At 55.9% G+C, this 18,531-nt stretch carries 30 protein-coding genes; 1 reads left to right on the top strand and 29 read right to left on the bottom strand.

Annotation, left to right across the window (positions count from 1 at the left end):
- Window positions 1-98: 98 nt before the first annotated feature.
- Both JOE34_RS09315 and JOE34_RS09310 read right to left on the bottom strand, forming a co-directional pair.
- Window positions 99-665, bottom strand: coding sequence for a single-stranded DNA-binding protein (locus JOE34_RS09315; protein WP_003317093.1), 567 nt, complete (start codon window positions 663-665; stop codon window positions 99-101).
- Window positions 666-674: 9 nt separating this feature from the next.
- On the bottom strand, window positions 675-2,069 hold the full coding sequence (locus JOE34_RS09310; protein ID WP_209995603.1) for an MFS transporter: 1,395 nt from the start codon (window positions 2,067-2,069) through the stop codon (window positions 675-677).
- Between the two features lie 129 nt (window positions 2,070-2,198).
- Here JOE34_RS09310 and uvrA point away from each other — a divergent pair, with 129 nt between their 5' ends.
- Complete coding sequence (gene uvrA, locus JOE34_RS09305; RefSeq protein ID WP_003317094.1) at window positions 2,199-5,033, top strand: excinuclease ABC subunit UvrA; 2,835 nt, start codon at window positions 2,199-2,201, stop codon at window positions 5,031-5,033.
- A 94-nt stretch (window positions 5,034-5,127) separates the two neighbouring features.
- Here the strand turns inward: uvrA and bfr are convergent, their stop codons facing one another.
- From bfr to rplD, 27 genes are all read right to left on the bottom strand, one after another.
- Window positions 5,128-5,592, bottom strand: a complete 465-nt coding sequence (bfr, locus tag JOE34_RS09300) for a bacterioferritin (protein WP_003317095.1) — start codon at window positions 5,590-5,592, stop codon at window positions 5,128-5,130.
- Window positions 5,593-5,855: 263 nt separating this feature from the next.
- Entirely contained in the window at window positions 5,856-6,242 is a 387-nt protein-coding gene (gene rplQ / locus JOE34_RS09295) for a 50S ribosomal protein L17 (RefSeq protein ID WP_003317096.1), read from the bottom strand.
- A 41-nt stretch (window positions 6,243-6,283) separates the two neighbouring features.
- Window positions 6,284-7,285 carry a DNA-directed RNA polymerase subunit alpha gene (gene rpoA, locus JOE34_RS09290; protein WP_002555464.1) on the bottom strand — a complete coding sequence of 334 codons (1,002 nt, stop codon included), beginning with the start codon at window positions 7,283-7,285 and terminating at the stop codon, window positions 6,284-6,286.
- A gap of 22 nt (window positions 7,286-7,307) precedes the next feature.
- Window positions 7,308-7,928 carry a 30S ribosomal protein S4 gene (gene rpsD, locus JOE34_RS09285; RefSeq protein WP_002555465.1) on the bottom strand — a complete coding sequence of 207 codons (621 nt, stop codon included), beginning with the start codon at window positions 7,926-7,928 and terminating at the stop codon, window positions 7,308-7,310.
- Between the two features lie 18 nt (window positions 7,929-7,946).
- Window positions 7,947-8,336: a 30S ribosomal protein S11 gene (gene rpsK / locus JOE34_RS09280; RefSeq protein WP_002555466.1), complete on the bottom strand. Its 390-nt coding sequence runs from the start codon at window positions 8,334-8,336 to the stop codon at window positions 7,947-7,949.
- A gap of 30 nt (window positions 8,337-8,366) precedes the next feature.
- On the bottom strand, window positions 8,367-8,723 hold the full coding sequence (rpsM, locus tag JOE34_RS09275; protein ID WP_002555467.1) for a 30S ribosomal protein S13: 357 nt from the start codon (window positions 8,721-8,723) through the stop codon (window positions 8,367-8,369).
- A 130-nt stretch (window positions 8,724-8,853) separates the two neighbouring features.
- Window positions 8,854-8,970 (bottom strand): 50S ribosomal protein L36, encoded by a 117-nt coding sequence (gene rpmJ, locus JOE34_RS09270; protein ID WP_002555468.1) that lies wholly within the window; start codon window positions 8,968-8,970, stop codon window positions 8,854-8,856.
- Between the two features lie 28 nt (window positions 8,971-8,998).
- Window positions 8,999-10,333: a preprotein translocase subunit SecY gene (gene secY, locus JOE34_RS09265; RefSeq protein ID WP_002555469.1), complete on the bottom strand. Its 1,335-nt coding sequence runs from the start codon at window positions 10,331-10,333 to the stop codon at window positions 8,999-9,001.
- Window positions 10,334-10,768: a 50S ribosomal protein L15 gene (gene rplO, locus JOE34_RS09260; protein WP_002555470.1), complete on the bottom strand. Its 435-nt coding sequence runs from the start codon at window positions 10,766-10,768 to the stop codon at window positions 10,334-10,336. It abuts the gene before it with no gap.
- Between the two features lie 3 nt (window positions 10,769-10,771).
- Window positions 10,772-10,948, bottom strand: coding sequence for a 50S ribosomal protein L30 (gene rpmD / locus JOE34_RS09255; protein WP_002555471.1), 177 nt, complete (start codon window positions 10,946-10,948; stop codon window positions 10,772-10,774).
- Window positions 10,949-10,950: 2 nt separating this feature from the next.
- Window positions 10,951-11,451, bottom strand: a complete 501-nt coding sequence (rpsE, locus tag JOE34_RS09250) for a 30S ribosomal protein S5 (RefSeq protein WP_003317099.1) — start codon at window positions 11,449-11,451, stop codon at window positions 10,951-10,953.
- 3 nt (window positions 11,452-11,454) lie between these two features.
- Window positions 11,455-11,805 carry a 50S ribosomal protein L18 gene (gene rplR / locus JOE34_RS09245; protein ID WP_002555473.1) on the bottom strand — a complete coding sequence of 117 codons (351 nt, stop codon included), beginning with the start codon at window positions 11,803-11,805 and terminating at the stop codon, window positions 11,455-11,457.
- A gap of 10 nt (window positions 11,806-11,815) precedes the next feature.
- Window positions 11,816-12,349, bottom strand: coding sequence for a 50S ribosomal protein L6 (rplF, locus tag JOE34_RS09240; protein WP_002555474.1), 534 nt, complete (start codon window positions 12,347-12,349; stop codon window positions 11,816-11,818).
- Window positions 12,350-12,361: 12 nt separating this feature from the next.
- The gene (gene rpsH, locus JOE34_RS09235) at window positions 12,362-12,754 is read right to left on the bottom strand and encodes a 30S ribosomal protein S8 (protein WP_002555475.1); all 393 of its coding nucleotides are present in this window, start codon (window positions 12,752-12,754) and stop codon (window positions 12,362-12,364) included.
- A 214-nt stretch (window positions 12,755-12,968) separates the two neighbouring features.
- Complete coding sequence (rpsN, locus tag JOE34_RS09230) at window positions 12,969-13,274, bottom strand: 30S ribosomal protein S14 (protein WP_002555476.1); 306 nt, start codon at window positions 13,272-13,274, stop codon at window positions 12,969-12,971.
- A gap of 13 nt (window positions 13,275-13,287) precedes the next feature.
- Window positions 13,288-13,827 (bottom strand): 50S ribosomal protein L5, encoded by a 540-nt coding sequence (gene rplE, locus JOE34_RS09225; protein ID WP_002555477.1) that lies wholly within the window; start codon window positions 13,825-13,827, stop codon window positions 13,288-13,290.
- A gap of 20 nt (window positions 13,828-13,847) precedes the next feature.
- Window positions 13,848-14,162 carry a 50S ribosomal protein L24 gene (gene rplX, locus JOE34_RS09220; RefSeq protein ID WP_003317102.1) on the bottom strand — a complete coding sequence of 105 codons (315 nt, stop codon included), beginning with the start codon at window positions 14,160-14,162 and terminating at the stop codon, window positions 13,848-13,850.
- 11 nt (window positions 14,163-14,173) lie between these two features.
- Entirely contained in the window at window positions 14,174-14,542 is a 369-nt protein-coding gene (gene rplN, locus JOE34_RS09215) for a 50S ribosomal protein L14 (protein ID WP_002555479.1), read from the bottom strand.
- A gap of 23 nt (window positions 14,543-14,565) precedes the next feature.
- Window positions 14,566-14,832: a 30S ribosomal protein S17 gene (gene rpsQ, locus JOE34_RS09210; protein ID WP_002555480.1), complete on the bottom strand. Its 267-nt coding sequence runs from the start codon at window positions 14,830-14,832 to the stop codon at window positions 14,566-14,568.
- Between the two features lie 2 nt (window positions 14,833-14,834).
- Window positions 14,835-15,026: a 50S ribosomal protein L29 gene (gene rpmC, locus JOE34_RS09205; protein ID WP_002555481.1), complete on the bottom strand. Its 192-nt coding sequence runs from the start codon at window positions 15,024-15,026 to the stop codon at window positions 14,835-14,837.
- On the bottom strand, window positions 15,026-15,439 hold the full coding sequence (gene rplP / locus JOE34_RS09200) for a 50S ribosomal protein L16 (protein WP_002555482.1): 414 nt from the start codon (window positions 15,437-15,439) through the stop codon (window positions 15,026-15,028). The genes rpmC and rplP overlap by 1 nt, the downstream gene beginning before the upstream one ends.
- 12 nt (window positions 15,440-15,451) lie before the next feature.
- Window positions 15,452-16,138, bottom strand: coding sequence for a 30S ribosomal protein S3 (gene rpsC, locus JOE34_RS09195; RefSeq protein ID WP_003176422.1), 687 nt, complete (start codon window positions 16,136-16,138; stop codon window positions 15,452-15,454).
- Between the two features lie 13 nt (window positions 16,139-16,151).
- Window positions 16,152-16,484 (bottom strand): 50S ribosomal protein L22, encoded by a 333-nt coding sequence (gene rplV, locus JOE34_RS09190; RefSeq protein ID WP_002555485.1) that lies wholly within the window; start codon window positions 16,482-16,484, stop codon window positions 16,152-16,154.
- A 13-nt stretch (window positions 16,485-16,497) separates the two neighbouring features.
- Window positions 16,498-16,773, bottom strand: a complete 276-nt coding sequence (rpsS, locus tag JOE34_RS09185; RefSeq protein ID WP_002555486.1) for a 30S ribosomal protein S19 — start codon at window positions 16,771-16,773, stop codon at window positions 16,498-16,500.
- Window positions 16,774-16,789: 16 nt separating this feature from the next.
- A complete protein-coding gene (gene rplB, locus JOE34_RS09180; RefSeq protein WP_003317104.1) occupies window positions 16,790-17,614 on the bottom strand; it encodes a 50S ribosomal protein L2 in 825 nt (274 codons plus the stop codon).
- A gap of 14 nt (window positions 17,615-17,628) precedes the next feature.
- Window positions 17,629-17,928, bottom strand: a complete 300-nt coding sequence (rplW, locus tag JOE34_RS09175) for a 50S ribosomal protein L23 (RefSeq protein ID WP_002555488.1) — start codon at window positions 17,926-17,928, stop codon at window positions 17,629-17,631.
- Window positions 17,925-18,527: a 50S ribosomal protein L4 gene (rplD, locus tag JOE34_RS09170; protein ID WP_002555489.1), complete on the bottom strand. Its 603-nt coding sequence runs from the start codon at window positions 18,525-18,527 to the stop codon at window positions 17,925-17,927. The genes rplW and rplD overlap by 4 nt, the downstream gene beginning before the upstream one ends.
- Window positions 18,528-18,531 lie beyond the last annotated feature (4 nt).

The raw sequence follows: 18,531 nt of genomic DNA, 5'->3' as shown, positions 1-18,531 counted from the left end.
AGAGACGGGGCTTTCATTTATGTCAGAAATCTCTTTGATTACTTAGGCTTTAGCCATATCACAACCAAAAATATCTTTACATTCTAGCCTTATGAGATTCAGAACGGAATATCATCATCAAAGCTATCAAAGTCAGCAGCTGGCTGCGGCGCTTGTTGTTGCGGCGCTGGGCGCGAGTCGCGCTGTTGTGGCGGCTGCTGGTTGTAGTTCTGCTGAGGTGCAGATTGCTGCGGCGCCGACTGTTGTGGGCGCGACTGCTGTGGACGCGGTGCGGACTGGTTGTAGTTGCCGCCGCCCTGACCTTGTTGAGCGTCGCCCTGTGGACGGCCGCCCAGCAGTTGCATGGTGCCCTGCATGTCGACGACGATTTCAGTCGTGTAGCGCTTGATGCCGTCTTTTTCCCACTCGCGGGTCTGCAGCTTGCCTTCGATGTACACCTGCGAACCCTTGCGCAGGTATTCGCCAGCGATTTCGGCGACTTTGCCGAACATCGATACACGGTGCCATTCGGTCTTTTCGACTTTCTGACCGGACTGCTTGTCAGTCCACTGTTCGCTGGTTGCCAGACTCAGGTTGGTCACGGCGTTACCGTTAGGCAAGTAGCGAACTTCGGGATCCTGGCCGCATGTACCGACCAATATGACTTTGTTAACCCCACGGGCCATAACGTTCTCCTAGGCTTCGCACGCTTCTGACGCTGGATTGACCAGCTTTTCGAGAGAGGCACGATCCAATAATTTTGTGTCGAGTTTTATGTAGATGGCTGCCTCTTCCGCAACCACCACTGCATCTGTCACGCCTGCTACGGACATCAAACGCTCTGCCAGGCCTGCTTCACGCTGCGCCTGCGGCGACAACGGCAGACGTAGGCTGGTCACGTAAGGCGGTTCTCGCATGGTCACTGCGAAGGCGAGCCAGAAGGCGGCCATGGCTGCACCACCCAGGAACACCACATCGAGCCCACCGTGCTGGAACAACCAGCCGCCCAGTATCCCACCTGCGGCCGATCCAAGAAACTGGCTGGTGGAATAAACTCCCATTGCCGTGCCTTTTCCGCCGGCCGGTGAAACCTTGCTGATCAGCGACGGCAACGACGCTTCCAGCAGGTTGAACGCGGTGAAGAATACCACTGTCCCGATGACCAGTGCCCGCAACGTGTCCCCGTATGCCCAGAAGAATAGCTCAGCCAGCATCAAAACTGTGACGGCGCCCAGCAGAACGCGCTTCATTTGACGTTTCTTCTCGCCATAGATGATGAACGGGATCATCGCGAAGAAGGAAACCAGCAAGGCGGTCAGGTAGACCCACCAGTGTTGTTCCTTGGGCAAACCGGCTTTTTCGACCAGCGCCAGCGGCAAGGCCACGAAGCTGGACATGAGCATCGCATGCAACACGAAGATACCCAAATCCAGGCGCAGCAGGTCCGGATGACGCAACGTCGCCCCCAGTGCCTGTTTGGCGACGCCGGACTCGCGGTGCATTAATGCCCCGCTGGCCTTGGGCACCACGTAGGCGACGATGAGAACGCCTAACAAGGCCATGCCGCCGGTGGCCAGGAACAATCCGGAAAGCCCGAACATGCCAGTGATCACCGGGCCGACGACCATGGCGATGGCGAACGACAGGCCGATGGTCATGCCGATCATGGCCATGGCCTTGGTGCGGTGCTGTTCGCGGGTCAGGTCGGAGAGCAGCGCCATGACCGCCGCGGAAATAGCGCCAGCCCCCTGCAGGATGCGTCCGGCAATGATTCCCCAGATCGAATCCGCGTTCGCCGCCACCACGCTGCCGATCGCAAAGATGATCAGGCCGAAATAAATGACCGGTCGCCGGCCGATACGGTCGGAAATGATCCCGAACGGTATCTGCAACACCGCCTGGGTCAGGCCGTAGGCGCCAATCGCCAGACCGATCAGTGCAGGGCTCGCGCCTGCCAGGTCCATGCCGTAGGTTGCCAGAACCGGCAAGACCATGAACATGCCAAGCATGCGGAACGCGAACACCAGGGCCAGACCGCCTGCTGCGCGGGTCTCGCCGCTACTCATACGCTCGCTGTGGGTATCGTGCATGGAATAACCTCGTGTGAACCGGCGGCGATTCTACCAGTCCCATCGTTGTACAGCACATACGCGACGCTTTGCCGCGTGATGGCTCGGAGCCGTATACTCCGTCGTTTATGCCCGCCAAGCGAGGCCGCAGTGGACAAGATCCTGATACGTGGGGCACGAACCCACAACCTGAAAAATATTGACCTGACACTTCCCCGCGACAAACTGATCGTTATCACCGGGCTCTCCGGCTCAGGCAAGTCTTCGCTGGCTTTCGATACGCTGTACGCCGAAGGGCAACGCCGCTATGTCGAATCGCTGTCGGCCTATGCCCGCCAGTTTCTGTCGATGATGGAAAAACCGGACGTCGACACGATCGAAGGTCTGTCGCCGGCGATTTCCATCGAGCAGAAGTCTACTTCACATAACCCGCGCTCGACCGTGGGTACGATCACCGAAATTTACGATTACCTGCGTCTTTTGTATGCGCGCGTCGGCCAGCCTCGCTGCCCCGACCACGACATCCCGCTGGAAGCCCAGACGGTCAGCCAGATGGTCGACCTGGTGCTGACCCAGCCGGAGGGCAGCAAATTGATGCTGCTTGCGCCGGTCATCCGCGAGCGCAAGGGTGAGCATCTTTCGGTTTTTGAAGAGCTGCGCGCGCAGGGCTTTGTCCGGGCGCGAGTCAACGGCAAGCTGTGCGAGCTGGATGAGCTGCCGAAGCTGGACAAGCAGAAGAAGCACTCGATCGATGTGGTCGTGGACCGTTTCAAGGTCCGTGCCGACCTGCAGCAGCGTCTGGCCGAGTCCTTTGAGACCGCCCTGAAGCTGGCCGATGGTATCGCCCTGGTTGCGCCCATGGACGACGAGCCGGGCGAGGAAGTGATTTTCTCCGCCCGCTTCGCCTGCCCTATCTGTGGCCATGCGATCAGCGAGCTCGAACCGAAGCTGTTCTCTTTCAACAACCCGGCTGGCGCGTGCCCGACCTGTGACGGCCTGGGCGTGAAGCAGTTCTTCGATATCAAGCGGCTGGTGAATGCCGAACTGACGCTTGCCGAAGGCGCGATACGAGGCTGGGACAGGCGTAACGTCTATTACTTCCAGATGCTCGGCTCGCTCTCCAAGCACTATGGCTTCAGCCTGGAAATGCCGTTCAAGCAGATCCCGGCCGACATGCAGAAGATCCTGCTCAACGGCAGTGGCTCGCAGAGTGTCGACTTCCGCTACCTGAATGACCGCGGCGATATCGTCAAGCGCGCGCACCCGTTCGAAGGCATCGTGCCGAATCTGGAGCGTCGCTATCGGGAAACCGAATCGGCCACAGTCCGCGAAGAGCTCGCCAAGTTCCTGGGCACGCAGCCCTGCCCTGACTGTCGAGGCACTCGTCTGCGTCGTGAAGCGCGCCATGTGTGGGTGGGTGAAAAGACTCTGCCCGCAGTCACCAATCTGCCGATTGGCGACGCGACGCATTACTTCGAAACACTCAAGCTGACCGGACGGCGTGGCGAGATCGCCGACAAGATCCTCAAGGAAATTCGCGAGCGTCTGCAGTTTCTGGTCAACGTGGGCCTGGACTACCTGACCCTGGACCGTAGCGCGGACACCTTGTCCGGCGGCGAAGCACAGCGTATTCGTCTGGCCAGCCAGATCGGTGCGGGCCTGGTCGGGGTGATGTACATCCTCGATGAGCCGTCCATCGGTCTGCACCAGCGCGACAACGATCGTTTGCTGGGCACACTCAAGCACCTGCGCGACATTGGCAATACGGTGATTGTGGTCGAGCACGATGAAGATGCGATTCGCCTGGCCGACTACGTGGTCGACATTGGCCCGGGGGCCGGCGTGCATGGTGGTCATATCGTTGCCGAAGGTACGCCGGACGAAGTGATGTCGCACCCCGACTCGCTGACCGGCAAATACCTGTCGGGGCGCGTGAAGATTGCCGTTCCTGCCAAGCGCACCCCGCGTAACAAAAAGCTCTCGCTGACCCTCAAGGGCGCGCGTGGCAACAACCTGCAAAACGTCAACCTGGAAATCCCGATCGGTCTGCTGACCTGCGTGACGGGTGTGTCCGGATCGGGCAAGTCGACGCTGATCAACAACACGCTGTTCCCGCTGAGCGCTACGGCGCTGAACGGCGCCACGACGCTGGAAGCGGCTACGCACGACAGCATCAATGGCCTGCAGCACCTGGATAAGGTGGTGGACATCGACCAGAGCCCTATCGGTCGTACGCCGCGCTCCAATCCGGCGACCTATACCGGGCTGTTCACGCCGATTCGCGAGCTGTTCGCCGGGGTTCCGGAATCACGCTCGCGGGGCTACGGTCCGGGGCGGTTCTCGTTCAACGTCAAGGGCGGCCGCTGCGAGGCGTGCCAGGGTGACGGGCTGATCAAGGTCGAGATGCACTTTTTGCCAGACATCTACGTACCCTGCGATGTGTGCAAGAGCAAGCGTTACAACCGTGAAACGCTTGAGGTCAAGTACAAGGGCAAGAACATCCACGAAGTACTGGAAATGACCATCGAGGAAGCGCGTGAGTTCTTCGACGCCGTTCCGGCACTGGCGCGCAAGCTGCAAACCCTGATGGATGTAGGACTTTCCTATATCAAGCTGGGGCAATCGGCGACGACCTTGTCAGGCGGTGAAGCGCAGCGGGTCAAGCTGTCGCGTGAGCTGTCCAAGCGCGACACTGGCAAGACGCTGTACATCCTCGATGAGCCGACTACCGGTCTGCACTTCGCGGATATTCAGCAGTTGCTGGATGTGTTGCATCGCCTACGCGACCACGGCAATACCGTGGTGGTGATCGAGCACAACCTGGATGTGATCAAGACGGCCGACTGGCTGGTGGATCTGGGTCCGGAAGGCGGGTCGAGAGGTGGGCAGATCATTGCGACGGGCACACCTGAACAGGTCGCCGAGATGGAACAGTCCTACACCGGTCATTACCTGAAGCCTCTGTTGACCAGAGACAAAGCCTGACGCGTGTGATGAAAACGGGTTCGGCATCAGTCGAACCCGGATACAAAAAAGCTCCTGTCACGCAAGTGCAGGAGCTTTTTTATGAGCGGCTGAATCAGAACTGCGATTGCAGGTAGTTCTGCAGACCGATGGACTTGATCAGCCCCATCTGCTGTTCGAGCCAGTAGGTATGGTCTTCTTCCGTATCAGCCAACTGTACGCGCAGGATTTCGCGGGTCACGTAGTCACTGTGAAGCTCACAGAGCTCGATACCCTTGCAAAGAGCAGCACGTACCTTGTATTCGAGACGCAGATCGCTGGCGAGCATCTCAGGCACTGTGGTGCCGACGTCGAGGTCGTCCGGGCGCATGCGCGGCGTGCCTTCCAGCATCAGGATACGGCGCATCAGCGCATCAGCGTGTTGCGCCTCTTCTTCCATCTCATGATTGATACGCTCGTAGAGCTTCGAAAAGCCCCAGTCTTCGTACATGCGTGAGTGAACGAAATATTGGTCACGAGCTGCCAGTTCGCCCGTGAGCAACGTGTTGAGATAATCGATTACTTCGGGGTGGCCTTGCATCGCACCAGACTCCTGCTTCAAAGCCGATAGTTTGAACCAAGCGCCGCGCGAGGTCACTGAGAAAAACGCAATAAACCGACGAAAAGTGGCGAAATTACGCCGTTAAGAAGCGAAAAACCGCCCAAATGAGGGCGGTTCTGTTTCTCACTTCGAGTCAGCCCGACAATTCGACGTATCCTGATTAACACCCTGGTTTAGCCTGCCTGAATCGCGTGCAACAAAAAACCGGGCACTAGGCCCGGTTTCATGTTCAAACTGATGTCTTATTCAGCAGCTTCTACAGAGCCACCGATAGGACGATCAACCAACTCGACGTACGCCATTGGCGCGTTGTCGCCAGCGCGGAAACCGCACTTGAGGATGCGCAGGTAGCCGCCCTGACGGGTTGCATAGCGCTTGCCCAGATCGTTGAACAGCTTGCCGACGATTTCTTTCGAACGAGTACGGTCGAAAGCGAGACGACGGTTAGCAACGCTGTCTTCCTTGGCCAGGGTAATCAGCGGCTCGGCAACGCGGCGCAGTTCCTTGGCTTTCGGCAGGGTAGTTTTGATCAGCTCGTGCTCGAACAGCGACACCGCCATGTTTTGAAACATGGCTTTGCGGTGAGAGCTGGTACGGCTCAGGTGACGTCCACTTTTACGATGACGCATGGTTCATTCCTTACCAAACTCGCGTTCGGTGATTACGACGATCAGGCCGTAGCCTTGTCGTCCTTCTTAAGACTTGCCGGCGGCCAGTTGTCGAGGCGCATGCCGAGGGAGAGACCACGAGAAGCCAGAACGTCCTTGATCTCGGTCAAGGATTTCTTGCCCAGGTTCGGAGTCTTCAACAGCTCTACTTCGGTGCGCTGAATCAGATCGCCGATGTAGTAGATGTTCTCCGCCTTAAGGCAGTTGGCCGAACGCACGGTCAGTTCCAAATCGTCAACCGGACGAAGCAGGATCGGATCGATCTCGTCTTCCTGTTCGATTACCACTGGTTCGCTGTCGCCTTTGAGGTCCACGAACGCAGCCAACTGCTGTTGCAGGATGGTTGCAGCGCGGCGGATAGCCTCTTCAGGGTCCAGAGTACCGTTGGTTTCCAGATCAATAACCAGCTTGTCCAGGTTAGTACGCTGTTCGACACGGGCGTTTTCCACCACGTATGCGATACGGCGAACCGGGCTGAACGAAGAGTCAAGCTGCAAGCGACCAATGCTGCGGCTTTCGTCTTCATCGCTTTGACGCGAGTCTGCCGGCTCATAACCACGACCACGAGCTACGGTGAGCTTCATGTTCAAGACGCCGTTAGACGCCAGGTTAGCGATTACGTGATCGGGGTTAACGATCTCGACATCATGATCCAGCTGAATATCGGCAGCGGTAACCACCCCCGAACCCTTCTTCGACAAGGTCAGCGTAACTTCGTCTCGACCGTGCAGCTTGATAGCCAGACCTTTAAGGTTCAACAGGATTTCAATGACGTCTTCCTGTACACCTTCGATGGCGCTGTACTCATGGAGTACACCGTCAATCTCGGCCTCGACTACTGCACAGCCGGGCATGGAGGACAACAAAATGCGGCGAAGCGCGTTGCCCAGGGTATGGCCGAAACCACGCTCGAGAGGCTCGAGAGTGATTTTGGCGCGGGTTGGACTGACAACCTGCACATCAATGTGGCGGGGTGTCAGGAACTCATTTACCGAAATCTGCATGGATGCACCTATTTTCTAGCCCTTACTTGGAGTAGAGCTCGACAATCAGGCTTTCGTTGATGTCGGCGGATAGATCACTGCGAGCTGGAACGTTCTTGAAAACGCCCGATTTCTTCTCAGTGTCTACTTCTACCCATTCTACGCGGCCACGTTGGGCACACAGATCGAGAGCCTGGACAATACGCAGCTGATTCTTAGCTTTTTCGCGGATAGCAACAACGTCGCCAGCACGAACCTGATAAGAAGGAACGTTAACGGTTTTGCCGTTTACGCTGACCGACTTGTGCGAAACCAATTGACGGGATTCGGCACGCGTCGAGCCGAAGCCCATGCGGTATACAACGTTGTCCAGACGGCATTCGAGCAGTTGCAGCAGGTTCTCGCCTGTTGCACCTTTCTTGCCGGCGGCTTCTTTGTAGTAGCCGCTGAACTGACGCTCGAGAACGCCGTAGATACGACGGACTTTTTGCTTTTCACGCAGCTGAGTACCGTAATCGGACTGGCGACCACGACGTTGGCCGTGGATACCTGGAGCTGCTTCGATGTTGCACTTGGATTCGATAGCGCGAACGCCGCTCTTCAGAAAGAGATCGGTGCCTTCACGACGAGCAAGTTTGCATTTTGGACCAATGTAACGAGCCATTTCTTACAGTCTCCTGGATTACACGCGGCGCTTCTTCGGCGGACGGCACCCGTTGTGCGGGATTGGCGTCACGTCGGTGATGCTGGCGATCTTATAGCCACAGCCGTTCAATGCACGGACAGCGGATTCACGACCTGGGCCTGGACCCTTGACATTGACGTCGAGGTTCTTCAGACCGTACTCCAGCGCAGCTTGACCAGCACGTTCAGCAGCTACTTGAGCAGCGAACGGGGTGGACTTGCGCGAACCACGGAAACCCGAACCGCCGGAGGTAGCCCACGAAAGAGCGTTACCTTGACGATCGGTAATGGTGACGATTGTGTTGTTAAACGACGCGTGGATGTGGGCGATGCCATCAACCACTGTCTTTTTAACTTTTTTACGAGGACGAGCAGCAGGTTTTGCCATGACTAAATTCCTGTCGTTGCGCTGGTGCGATTACTTGCGGATCGGCTTACGCGGACCTTTGCGAGTACGCGCGTTGGTCTTGGTACGCTGACCGCGCACTGGAAGACCACGACGATGACGCAGACCGCGGTAGCAGCCCAGGTCCATCAAGCGCTTGATTTTCATGTTGATTTCGCGACGCAGGTCACCTTCAGTGGTGAACTTCGCCACTTCGCCACGCAGCTGTTCAATCTGCTCGTCGCTCAGATCTTTGATTTTCACCGCCGGGTTTACGCCGGTGGTTGCACAAATTTTCTGTGCGGTGGTGCGACCAACACCATAGATGTAGGTCAACGAGATAACAGTATGCTTGTTATCTGGAATGTTAACGCCTGCAATACGGGCCATTCAGTGGGACTCCAATTGACAGCTACCTACGCCCCGGAAGCCAAGAAATAGGGCGCGAGATAATATCGCTGTAGTAACAAATAATCAACCCAGCAGCGCACTAGCTGCTGGGCTTAAGCACAAATCACAATCAGCCTTGGCGCTGCTTATGACGTGGTTCCGCGCTGCAAATTACTCGAACCACACCTTCGCGGCGGATAATCTTGCAGTTACGGCACAGCTTTTTCACCGATGCACGAACTTTCATCACCAACTCCTCGAACCTTAGGGGTGCTTCAGCGCAGCATACCGCCGCTGCCACCGTAGCCCTTCAGGTTGGCTTTCTTCATCAGGGATTCATACTGGTGCGAAACGAGGTGAGATTGCACTTGCGACATAAAGTCCATCACAACCACGACCACGATCAGCAACGAGGTCCCGCCAAGGTAGAACGGTACGTTTGCCGCGACCACCAGGAACTGGGGAAGCAGACACACGGCCGTCATATATAGAGCACCGAACATGGTCAAGCGAGTCAAAACGCCATCAATATAGCGTGCCGACTGCTCGCCTGGACGAATACCCGGAATAAAGGCACCGGACTTCTTCAGGTTTTCCGCTACGTCTTTCGGATTGAACATCAACGCCGTATAGAAGAAGCAGAAGAAAATAATCCCTGCACTAAACAGCAGAATATTCAACGGCTGACCAGGAGCGATCGACTGCGAGATGTCCTGCAACCAGCCCAGACCTTCAGACTGACCGAACCAGGACCCCAACGAAGCCGGGAACAGCAAAATGCTGCTCGCGAAAATGGCCGGTATGACACCAGCCATGTTCACTTTCAGCGGCAAGTGGCTGGTCTGCGCAGCGAAGACCTTACGGCCCTGCTGACGCTTGGCGTAGTGAACAGCGATACGACGCTGGCCACGCTCAATGAACACCACAAAACCGATGATCGCTACTGCCAGCAAACCGATTGCAACCAGAGCGAAGATATTGATATCACCCTGACGTGCAGACTCGAAAGACTGCCCTATTGCTCTCGGAAGACCAGCGACGATACCTGCGAAAATCAACATCGAGATACCGTTGCCGACACCGCGCTCGGTGATCTGCTCGCCCAGCCACATCATGAACATCGCACCTGCCACGAAGGTAGTTACGGCCACAAAGTGGAAACCCAGGTCCCCAGAAAACGCGACGCCCTGACTCGCCAGACCAACGGACATGCCGATAGCTTGGACCAGAGCCAGGACAACGGTGCCATAGCGGGTGTACTGGCTTATCTTGCGACGGCCAGCTTCACCTTCCTTCTTCAACTGCTCCAGCTGCGGGCTGACGGCGGTCATCAACTGCATGATGATCGATGCCGAAATATACGGCATGATCCCCAGTGCAAAGATGCTCATCCGTTCCAGCGCGCCGCCGGAAAACATGTTGAACAAGCTAAGAATGGTCCCCTCATTCTGTCGAAACAGTTCTGCGAGTCGGTCCGGGTTGATACCTGGAACCGGGATGTGTGCGCCTATTCGGTAGACGATAATCGCCAGGAACAGAAAACGCAGACGAGCCCAGAGTTCAGACATACCGCCTTTGCCGAGCGCTGAGAGAGCACCTTGCTTAGCCATTTATTCCTCGAACTTGCCGCCAGCTGCTTCGATAGCCGCACGCGCACCTTTGGTGGCGGCGATACCCTTGATAGTGACAGCGCGAGTAACTTCGCCCGACAGCATGATTTTCACACGCTGAACGTTCTGGTTAATCACGTTGGCATCTTTCAGGGACTGCACAGTTACGATGTCGCCTTCCACTTTAGCCAGCTCGGACAGACGCACTTCTGCGCGGTCCATGGCCTTCAGGGAAACGAAACCGAATTTTGGCAGGCGACGATGCAGCGGCTGTTGGCCGCCCTCAAAGCCCGGAGCAATAGTGCCACCGGAGCGGGAGCTTTGACCTTTGTGGCCACGGCCACCGGTCTTGCCCAAACCACTACCGATACCACGGCCCGGACGATGCTTTTCGCGACGGGAACCCGGCGCTGGACTCAGATCATTGAGTTTCATCGATTAACCCTCGACTCGCAGCATGTAGTAAGCCTTGTTGATCATCCCGCGATTTTCGGGAGTATCTAGGACTTCTACAGTGTGACCGATGCGACGCAGACCCAAACCCTTAATGCACAATCTGTGATTAGGGATGCGGCCGGTCATGCTTTTGATCAGCGTTACTTTAACGGTAGCCATGATCAGATGATCTCCTCAACACGCTTGCCACGTTTGGCAGCGATCGACTCAGGAGACTGCATGCCCTTCAAACCCTTGAACGTAGCGTGAACCACGTTTACCGGATTAGTAGAACCGTAGCACTTGGCCAATACGTTCTGGACACCAGCAACTTCCAGCACTGCGCGCATTGCGCCGCCAGCGATGATACCGGTACCTTCAGAAGCAGGCTGCATGTACACCTTGGAGGCGCCATGAGCAGACTTCATTGCGTACTGCAGGGTAGTGCCGTTCAGATCAACCTGAATCATGTTGCGGCGAGCAGCTTCCATCGCTTTCTGGATCGCAGCAGGCACTTCACGTGACTTGCCACGGCCGAAGCCAACGCGCCCTTTACCATCACCCACTACGGTCAACGCAGTGAAAGTGAAGATACGGCCGCCTTTTACGGTTTTGGCCACGCGGTTAACTTGAACCAGCTTCTCGATGTAGCCTTCGTCGCGTTTTTGGTCGTGATTTGACATAACTTAGAACTCCAGCCCGCCTTCACGAGCAGCATCAGCCAGCGCTTTGACACGGCCGTGGTACTTGAAGCCAGAACGGTCGAAAGCGACTTGCGATACACCCGCGGCTTTCGCGCGCTCGGCGACCAGCTTGCCAACCTTAGTGGCCGCGTCGATGTTGCCAGTGGCGCCATCACGCAGTTCTTTGTCCAAAGTCGAGGCGCTTGCCAGGACTTTGCTGCCGTCGGCCGAGATGACCTGGGCATAAATGTGCTGCGAAGAGCGGTGCACGCAGAGACGCACGACTTCAAGCTCGTGCATTTTCAGGCGTGCTTTGCGAGCGCGACGCAGTCGGGTAACTTTTTTGACGGTCATTTGCTATGCCCTACTTCTTCTTGGCTTCTTTACGGCGGACGACTTCGTCTGCGTAACGCACACCTTTGCCTTTGTAAGGCTCAGGACGGCGGAAGTCGCGGATCTCAGCGGCCACTTGACCAACCAACTGCTTATCGATACCGCGAATCAGGATATCGGTCTGGCTGGGGGTCTCAGCGGTGATGCCATTCGGCAATTCGTAGTCCACTGGGTGCGAGAAGCCAAGTGCAAGGTTCAGTACCGTGCCTTTTGCTTGCGCCTTGTAACCAACACCGACCAGCTGGAGCTTGCGCTCGAAGCCTTGGCTTACGCCTTGGACCATGTTGTTTACCAGTGCACGAGTGGTGCCTGCCATTGCGCGGGTTTGTTGATCGCCATTGCGAGCAGCGAAACGCAGCTCACCAGCTTCTTCAACAATCTCAACGGACGAATGGATGTTCAGTTCTAGAGTGCCCTTGGCACCCTTCACCGAAAGCAGCTGGCCGACGAGTTTGACTTCGACGCCGGATGGCAGCTTAACGGGGTTCTTAGCGACGCGTGACATGCTTATCCCCCCTTAGAACACAGTGCAAAGCACTTCGCCACCGACACCGGCAGCGCGCGCAGCACGATCCGTCATCACACCTTTACTGGTGGAGACGATAGACACACCAAGACCGCCACGAACTTTCGGCAGATCATCGGAGGACTTGTACTGACGCAAGCCTGGACGGCTGACGCGCTTAACCTCTTCGATGACCGGACGGCCTTCGAAGTACTTAAGCTCGATGGACAGCGAGGATTTAACTTCGCTGCTGATCTGATAACCCGCAATGTAGCCTTCGTCCTTCAGGACTTTTGCTACAGCAACCTTCAACGTGGAAGATGGCATGCTTACGACGGGCTTTTCAGCCATCTGGGCATTACGGATACGAGTTAGCATGTCCGCTAACGGGTCCTGCATACTCATGGGCTAGACGCTCCTAAAACAAAATAATTAGCCTTGCGGCTACAGCTTGATCGCCGAGAACTTCCGGGCAAGTAAAAACACGGGCTCAGGCGAGCCGGCAATTCTAGTCCTACGCCGGAAATGAATCAAGCCCCAAAAGGGGCTTGATTCAAATTCAGGCGCCATCCCGACCGGTGACTTGCGTAGCCGGCGGGAGGGCGCGAGAGGTGTCGCCTTACCAGCTGGCTTTGACCAGACCTGGAACGTCGCCACGCATAGCTGCTTCACGCAGCTTGTTACGGCCAAGGCCGAACTTGCGATAAACGCCGTGTGGACGACCAGTGATGCGGCAACGGTTACGCATGCGCGCAGCGCTTGCGTCACGTGGTTGCTTCTGCAGGGCTACGGTAGCTTCCCAACGTGCTTCTGGACTTGCGTTCAGATCAACGATGATTGCTTTCAGCTCTGCACGCTTCTTGGCGTACTTGGCAACGGTGAGCTGACGCTTCAGCTCACGGTTTTTCATGCTCTTCTTGGCCATTTTCCTACTCCAATCAGTTGCGGAACGGGAATTTGAAAGCACGCAGCAATGCGCGACCTTCATCATCGTTCTTGGCAGTGGTGGTCAGGGTAATGTCCAGACCGCGGAGAGCATCGATCTTGTCGTAGTCGATTTCCGGGAAGATGATCTGCTCTTTTACGCCCATGCTGTAGTTACCACGACCATCGAAGGACTTGGCATTCAGGCCGCGGAAGTCGCGAACCCGAGGCAGGGAGATCGACAGCAGACGATCCAGGAATTCGTACATACGATCGCGGCGCAGAGTCACTTTGACGCCGATCGGCCAACCTTCACGGACTTTAAAGCCAGCGATGGATTTCCGAGCGTAAGTCACAACGACTTTTTGACCGGTGATCTTTTCCAGGTCAGCAACAGCGTGCTCGATGACTTTTTTGTCGCCGATCGCTTCGCCCAGACCCATGTTCAGGGTGATTTTGGTAACGCGCGGAACTTCCATCACGTTCGAAAGCTTAAGTTCTTCCTTAAGTTTCGGAGCGATTTCCTTCCGGTAAATCTCTTTTAGTCGTGCCATGGTCTTCTACCTAGCAGTGTTCAAGCATCAACCGCTTTTTGGGTCGACTTGAAGACACGAATTTTCTTGCCGTCTTCAACTTTGAAACCAACGCGGTCAGCCTTGTTGGTTGCGCCGTTGAAAATGGCGACGTTAGAAGCGTGCATTGGCGCTTCTTTCTCGACGATACCGCCCTGTACGCCCGACATCGGGTTTGGCTTGGTATGACGCTTCACCAGGTTGATCCCACCAACGACCAAACGGTCGTCAGCGAGAACCTTGAGCACCTTACCGCGCTTACCTTTGTCTTTGCCGGCGATCACGATGATCTCGTCGTCACGACGAATCTTTTGCATGTCGGATCTCCTTAGAGCACTTCTGGGGCGAGCGAGACGATCTTCATGAACTTCTCAGTACGAAGTTCACGGGTCACTGGCCCAAAGATACGGGTACCGATCGGCTCTTGCTTGTTGTTCAACAGAACAGCAGCGTTGCCATCGAAGCGGATGATGGAGCCGTCTGCACGACGAACACCGTGGCGAGTGCGGACTACAACTGCAGTCATCACCTGGCCTTTCTTCACCTTGCCGCGAGGAATTGCTTCCTTGACGGTTACTTTGATGATGTCACCGATACCAGCGTAACGACGATGGGAGCCACCCAGCACCTTGATGCACATAACGCGGCGTGCGCCGCTGTTATCGGCCACATCGAGCATGGATTGAGTCTGAATCATATAATTTCTCCGACCCCTAGCCCTTAGACTTCCACAGCGCGTTCGAGGATATCAACCAACGCCCAAGACTTGGTCTTGGCTACCGGACGAGTTTCACGAATAGTGACCTTGTCGCCGATATGGCATTGATTGGTTTCGTCGTGTGCGTGCAGCTTAGTCGAACGCTTAACGTATTTACCGTAGATCGGGTGCTTTACGCGACGCTCGATCAGAACGGTGATGGTCTTGTCCATCTTGTCGCTGACAACACGGCCAGTCAGCGTACGGACAGTTTTTTCGGCTTCAGCCATGATTACTTACCTGCCTGCTGGTTGAGCACAGTTTTCACGCGAGCGATGTCACGCTTAACTTGCGAGAGCAGATGAGACTGCCCCAACTGGCCAGTTGCTTTCTGCATACGCAGATTGAACTGGTCGCGCAGCAGGCCGAGCAGTTGCTCGTTCAGCTGCTGTGCTGATTTTTCACGAAGTTCATTCGCTTTCATCACATCACCGTCCGCTTAACAAAGGAGGTGGCGAGCGGCAGCTTTGCAGCAGCCAGGGCGAAAGCCTCACGCGCCAGCTCTTCAGTAACACCCTCGATTTCATACAGGACTTTGCCTGGCTGAATCTGGGCAACCCAGTACTCCACGTTACCCTTACCTTTACCCATCCGAACTTCGAGTGGCTTTTTGGTTACAGGCTTGTCCGGGAACACACGGATCCAGATCTTGCCGCCACGTTTAACGTGACGGGTCAGAGCACGACGCGCTGACTCGATCTGACGAGCGGTGAGACGACCACGAGCAACAGACTTCAGCGCGAACTCGCCGAAGCTGACTTTGCTACCGCGCAGTGCCAGACCACGGTTGTGGCCGGTCATCTGCTTGCGGAACTTCGTACGCTTTGGTTGCAACATTTGGCGTACCCCTTACTTAGCAGCTTTTTTACGAGGCGCTGGTGCTTGTGGTTTCAGTTCTTCTTGGCGACCACCAATTACTTCGCCTTTGAAGATCCAAACCTTTACACCGATCACACCGTAAGTGGTGTGAGCTTCGTAGTTGGCATAGTCGATGTCGGCACGCAGGGTGTGCAATGGCACACGACCTTCGCGATACCATTCAGTACGTGCGATTTCAGCACCGCCGAGACGACCGCTCACTTGGATTTTGATGCCTTTGGCACCAATGCGCATGGCGTTCTGAACAGCGCGCTTCATAGCGCGACGGAACATTACGCGACGCTCCAGCTGCTGAGCTACGCTCTGCGCAACCAGCATACCGTCGAGCTCCGGCTTACGGATCTCTTCGATATTGATGTGCACAGGCACACCCATTTGCTTGGTCAGGTCCTGACGCAGTTTCTCAACATCTTCACCTTTCTTCCCGATAACGATACCTGGACGAGCGGTGTGGATGGTGATACGTGCTGTCTGAGCCGGACGATGGATATCGATACGGCTGACGGACGCGCTTTTTAATTTGTCTTGGAGGTACTCACGCACTTTCAGATCAGCGAACAAATAGTCCGCATAAGTCCGACCGTCTGCGTACCAGACGGAGGTGTGCTCCTTGACGATTCCCAGGCGAATGCCAATGGGATGTACTTTCTGACCCATCTCTTCGACTCCGTTACTTGTCAGCAACCTTGACAGTGATATGGCAAGACCGCTTGACGATGCGATCAGCACGGCCTTTAGCACGTGGCATGATGCGCTTCAGCGAACGCCCTTCGTTGACGAAAACGGTGGAGACCTTGAGGTCATCAACGTCTGCGCCTTCGTTATGCTCGGCGTTGGCTACAGCCGACTCCAGCACTTTCTTCAGGATCTCGGCGGCTTTCTTACTGCTGAAAGCCAACAGGTTGAGCGCTTCGCCCACCTTCTTCCCGCGGATCTGGTCGGCGACCAAGCGGGCTTTCTGGGCGGAGATTCGAGCGCCCGACAACTTAGCGGCTACTTCCATCGTTCCTTACCCCTTAACGCTTGGCTTTCTTGTCTGCCACGTGCCCACGATATGTGCGGGTACCGGCAAACTCGCCTAGTTTATGGCCGACCATGTCTTCGTTCACGAGAACTGGAACATGCTGGCGACCGTTATGCACTGCAATGGTCAAACCGACCATTTGTGGCAGGATCATCGAACGACGCGACCAGGTCTTAACTGGTTTGCGATCGTTCTTTTCCGCCGCCACTTCGATCTTCTTCAGTAGGTGAAGATCAATAAAAGGACCTTTTTTCAGAGAACGTGGCACTGTCGTATCCCTCTATTTACTTGCGACGACGGACGATCATTTTGTCGGTACGCTTATTACCACGAGTCTTCGCGCCCTTAGTCGGGAAGCCCCACGGCGATACCGGATGACGACCACCAGAGGTACGACCTTCACCACCACCATGTGGGTGGTCAACCGGGTTCATGGCAACACCACGAACGGTTGGGCGAACGCCACGCCAGCGTTTGGCACCCGCTTTACCCAGCGAACGAAGGCTGTGCTCGGAGTTCGAGACTTCGCCCAGCGTTGCACGGCACTCAGACAGTACTTTACGCATTTCACCGGAGCGAAGACGCAGGGTCACGTACACACCTTCACGAGCGATCAGCTGTGCCGAGGCACCAGCGGAGCGAGCGATCTGTGCGCCTTTACCTGGCTTCAGTTCGATGCCGTGTACGGTGCTACCAACTGGAATGTTGCGCAATTGAAGAGCGTTGCCCGGCTTGATTGGTGCCAGAGCACCTGCAATCAGCTGGTCGCCAGCACTCACGCCTTTAGGGGCGATGATGTAGCGGCGCTCGCCGTCTGCGTAAAGCAGCAGAGCAATGTGAGCAGTACGGTTTGGATCGTATTCGATACGCTCGACGGTGGCAGCGATGCCATCCTTGTCGTTGCGACGGAAGTCGACCAGACGATAATGCTGTTTATGGCCACCACCGATATGACGGGTAGTAATACGACCATTGTTGTTACGACCACCAGACTTCGATTTTTTCTCGAGCAGCGGTGCGTGAGGAGCGCCTTTATGCAGCTCCTGGTTGACCACCTTGACCACAAAACGGCGGCCAGGGGAAGTCGGTTTGCATTTAACGATTGCCATGATGCACCCCTTCCTTACTCAGCACTGCTGCTGAAATCGAGATCTTGGCCTGGCTGAAGGGAGATAACTGCCTTCTTCCAGTCATTACGCTTGCCCAGACCGCGAGCAGTGCGCTTGCTCTTACCCAGAACATTCAGGGTAGTAACACGCTCTACTTTCACGCTGAACAGGCTTTCGACGGCCTTCTTGATTTCCAGCTTGGTTGCGTCAGTAGCAACCTTGAAAACGAACTGACCTTTTTTGTCTGCAAGAACCGTAGCCTTCTCGGAAACGTGCGGGCCAAGCAGAACTTTAAATACGCGTTCCTGGTTCATCCCAGCAGCTCCTCGAATTTCTTCACGGCCGACACAGTGATCAACACTTTGTCGTATGCGATCAGACTAACTGGATCGGAACCTTGAACGTCACGTACATCAACGTGCGGCAGGTTACGAGCAGCCAGGTACAGATTCTGGTCAACAGCGTCAGACACGATCAAGACGTCAGTCAGGCCCATGCCAGTCAGCTTGTTCAGCAAATCTTTGGTTTTCGGTGCTTCAACAGCGAAGTCCTGAACCACGACCAAACGATCAGTACGAACCAGTTCAGCAAGGATGGAGCGCAGAGCAGCGCGATACATCTTCTTGTTGAGCTTCTGAGTGTGATCCTGAGGACGAGCTGCGAAAGTGGTACCGCCGCCACGCCAGATTGGGCTACGGATAGTACCGGCACGAGCACGGCCAGTACCTTTCTGACGCCAAGGGCGCTTACCGCCACCACGAACGTCTGAACGGGTCTTTTGCTGCTTGCTACCCTGACGACCGCCAGCCATGTAGGCCACGACTGCCTGGTGAACCAGCGTCTCGTTGAATTCGCCGCCAAATGTCAGTTCGGAAACTTCGATTGCCTGAGCGTCATTTACATTTAATTGCATGTCA

The organism is Pseudomonas sp. PvP028 (assembly GCF_017832255.1).
Lineage (GTDB): Bacteria > Pseudomonadota > Gammaproteobacteria > Pseudomonadales > Pseudomonadaceae > Aquipseudomonas > Aquipseudomonas syringae.
Note: the sequence above shows the minus strand (reverse complement) of the source record. Positions and strands in the feature narration are given on the sequence as shown.

Excerpts from the sequence above, each read along its gene's own strand:
- JOE34_RS09315 (WP_003317093.1), bottom strand. The coding sequence starts at position 665 with ATGGCCCGTGGGGTTAACAAAGTCATATTGGTCGGTACATGCGGCCAG.
- JOE34_RS09310 (WP_209995603.1), bottom strand. The coding sequence starts at position 2,069 with ATGCACGATACCCACAGCGAGCGTATGAGTAGCGGCGAGACCCGCGCA.
- bfr (WP_003317095.1), bottom strand. The coding sequence starts at position 5,592 with ATGCAAGGCCACCCCGAAGTAATCGATTATCTCAACACGTTGCTCACG.
- rplQ (WP_003317096.1), bottom strand. The coding sequence starts at position 6,242 with ATGCGTCATCGTAAAAGTGGACGTCACCTGAGCCGTACCAGCTCTCAC.
- rpoA (WP_002555464.1), bottom strand. The coding sequence starts at position 7,285 with ATGCAGATTTCGGTAAATGAGTTCCTGACACCCCGCCACATTGATGTG.
- rpsD (WP_002555465.1), bottom strand. The coding sequence starts at position 7,928 with ATGGCTCGTTACATTGGTCCAAAATGCAAACTTGCTCGTCGTGAAGGC.
- rpsK (WP_002555466.1), bottom strand. The coding sequence starts at position 8,336 with ATGGCAAAACCTGCTGCTCGTCCTCGTAAAAAAGTTAAAAAGACAGTG.
- rpsM (WP_002555467.1), bottom strand. The coding sequence starts at position 8,723 with ATGGCCCGTATTGCAGGCGTTAACATTCCAGATAACAAGCATACTGTT.
- rpmJ (WP_002555468.1), bottom strand. The coding sequence starts at position 8,970 with ATGAAAGTTCGTGCATCGGTGAAAAAGCTGTGCCGTAACTGCAAGATT.
- secY (WP_002555469.1), bottom strand. The coding sequence starts at position 10,333 with ATGGCTAAGCAAGGTGCTCTCTCAGCGCTCGGCAAAGGCGGTATGTCT.
- rplO (WP_002555470.1), bottom strand. The coding sequence starts at position 10,768 with ATGAAACTCAATGATCTGAGTCCAGCGCCGGGTTCCCGTCGCGAAAAG.
- rpmD (WP_002555471.1), bottom strand. The coding sequence starts at position 10,948 with ATGGCTACCGTTAAAGTAACGCTGATCAAAAGCATGACCGGCCGCATC.
- rpsE (WP_003317099.1), bottom strand. The coding sequence starts at position 11,451 with ATGTCAAATCACGACCAAAAACGCGACGAAGGCTACATCGAGAAGCTG.
- rplR (WP_002555473.1), bottom strand. The coding sequence starts at position 11,805 with ATGACCGTCAAAAAAGTTACCCGACTGCGTCGCGCTCGCAAAGCACGC.
- rplF (WP_002555474.1), bottom strand. The coding sequence starts at position 12,349 with ATGTCACGCGTCGCTAAGAACCCCGTTAAGCTGCCATCCGGCGTCGAA.
- rpsH (WP_002555475.1), bottom strand. The coding sequence starts at position 12,754 with ATGAGTATGCAGGACCCGTTAGCGGACATGCTAACTCGTATCCGTAAT.
- rpsN (WP_002555476.1), bottom strand. The coding sequence starts at position 13,274 with ATGGCCAAGAAGAGCATGAAAAACCGTGAGCTGAAGCGTCAGCTCACC.
- rplE (WP_002555477.1), bottom strand. The coding sequence starts at position 13,827 with ATGGCACGACTAAAAGAGATTTACCGGAAGGAAATCGCTCCGAAACTT.
- rplX (WP_003317102.1), bottom strand. The coding sequence starts at position 14,162 with ATGCAAAAGATTCGTCGTGACGACGAGATCATCGTGATCGCCGGCAAA.
- rplN (WP_002555479.1), bottom strand. The coding sequence starts at position 14,542 with ATGATTCAGACTCAATCCATGCTCGATGTGGCCGATAACAGCGGCGCA.
- rpsQ (WP_002555480.1), bottom strand. The coding sequence starts at position 14,832 with ATGGCTGAAGCCGAAAAAACTGTCCGTACGCTGACTGGCCGTGTTGTC.
- rpmC (WP_002555481.1), bottom strand. The coding sequence starts at position 15,026 with ATGAAAGCGAATGAACTTCGTGAAAAATCAGCACAGCAGCTGAACGAG.
- rplP (WP_002555482.1), bottom strand. The coding sequence starts at position 15,439 with ATGTTGCAACCAAAGCGTACGAAGTTCCGCAAGCAGATGACCGGCCAC.
- rpsC (WP_003176422.1), bottom strand. The coding sequence starts at position 16,138 with ATGGGTCAGAAAGTACATCCCATTGGCATTCGCCTGGGAATCGTCAAG.
- rplV (WP_002555485.1), bottom strand. The coding sequence starts at position 16,484 with ATGGAAGTAGCCGCTAAGTTGTCGGGCGCTCGAATCTCCGCCCAGAAA.
- rplB (WP_003317104.1), bottom strand. The coding sequence starts at position 17,614 with ATGGCAATCGTTAAATGCAAACCGACTTCCCCTGGCCGCCGTTTTGTG.
- rplW (WP_002555488.1), bottom strand. The coding sequence starts at position 17,928 with ATGAACCAGGAACGCGTATTTAAAGTTCTGCTTGGCCCGCACGTTTCC.
- rplD (WP_002555489.1), bottom strand. The coding sequence starts at position 18,527 with ATGCAATTAAATGTAAATGACGCTCAGGCAATCGAAGTTTCCGAACTG.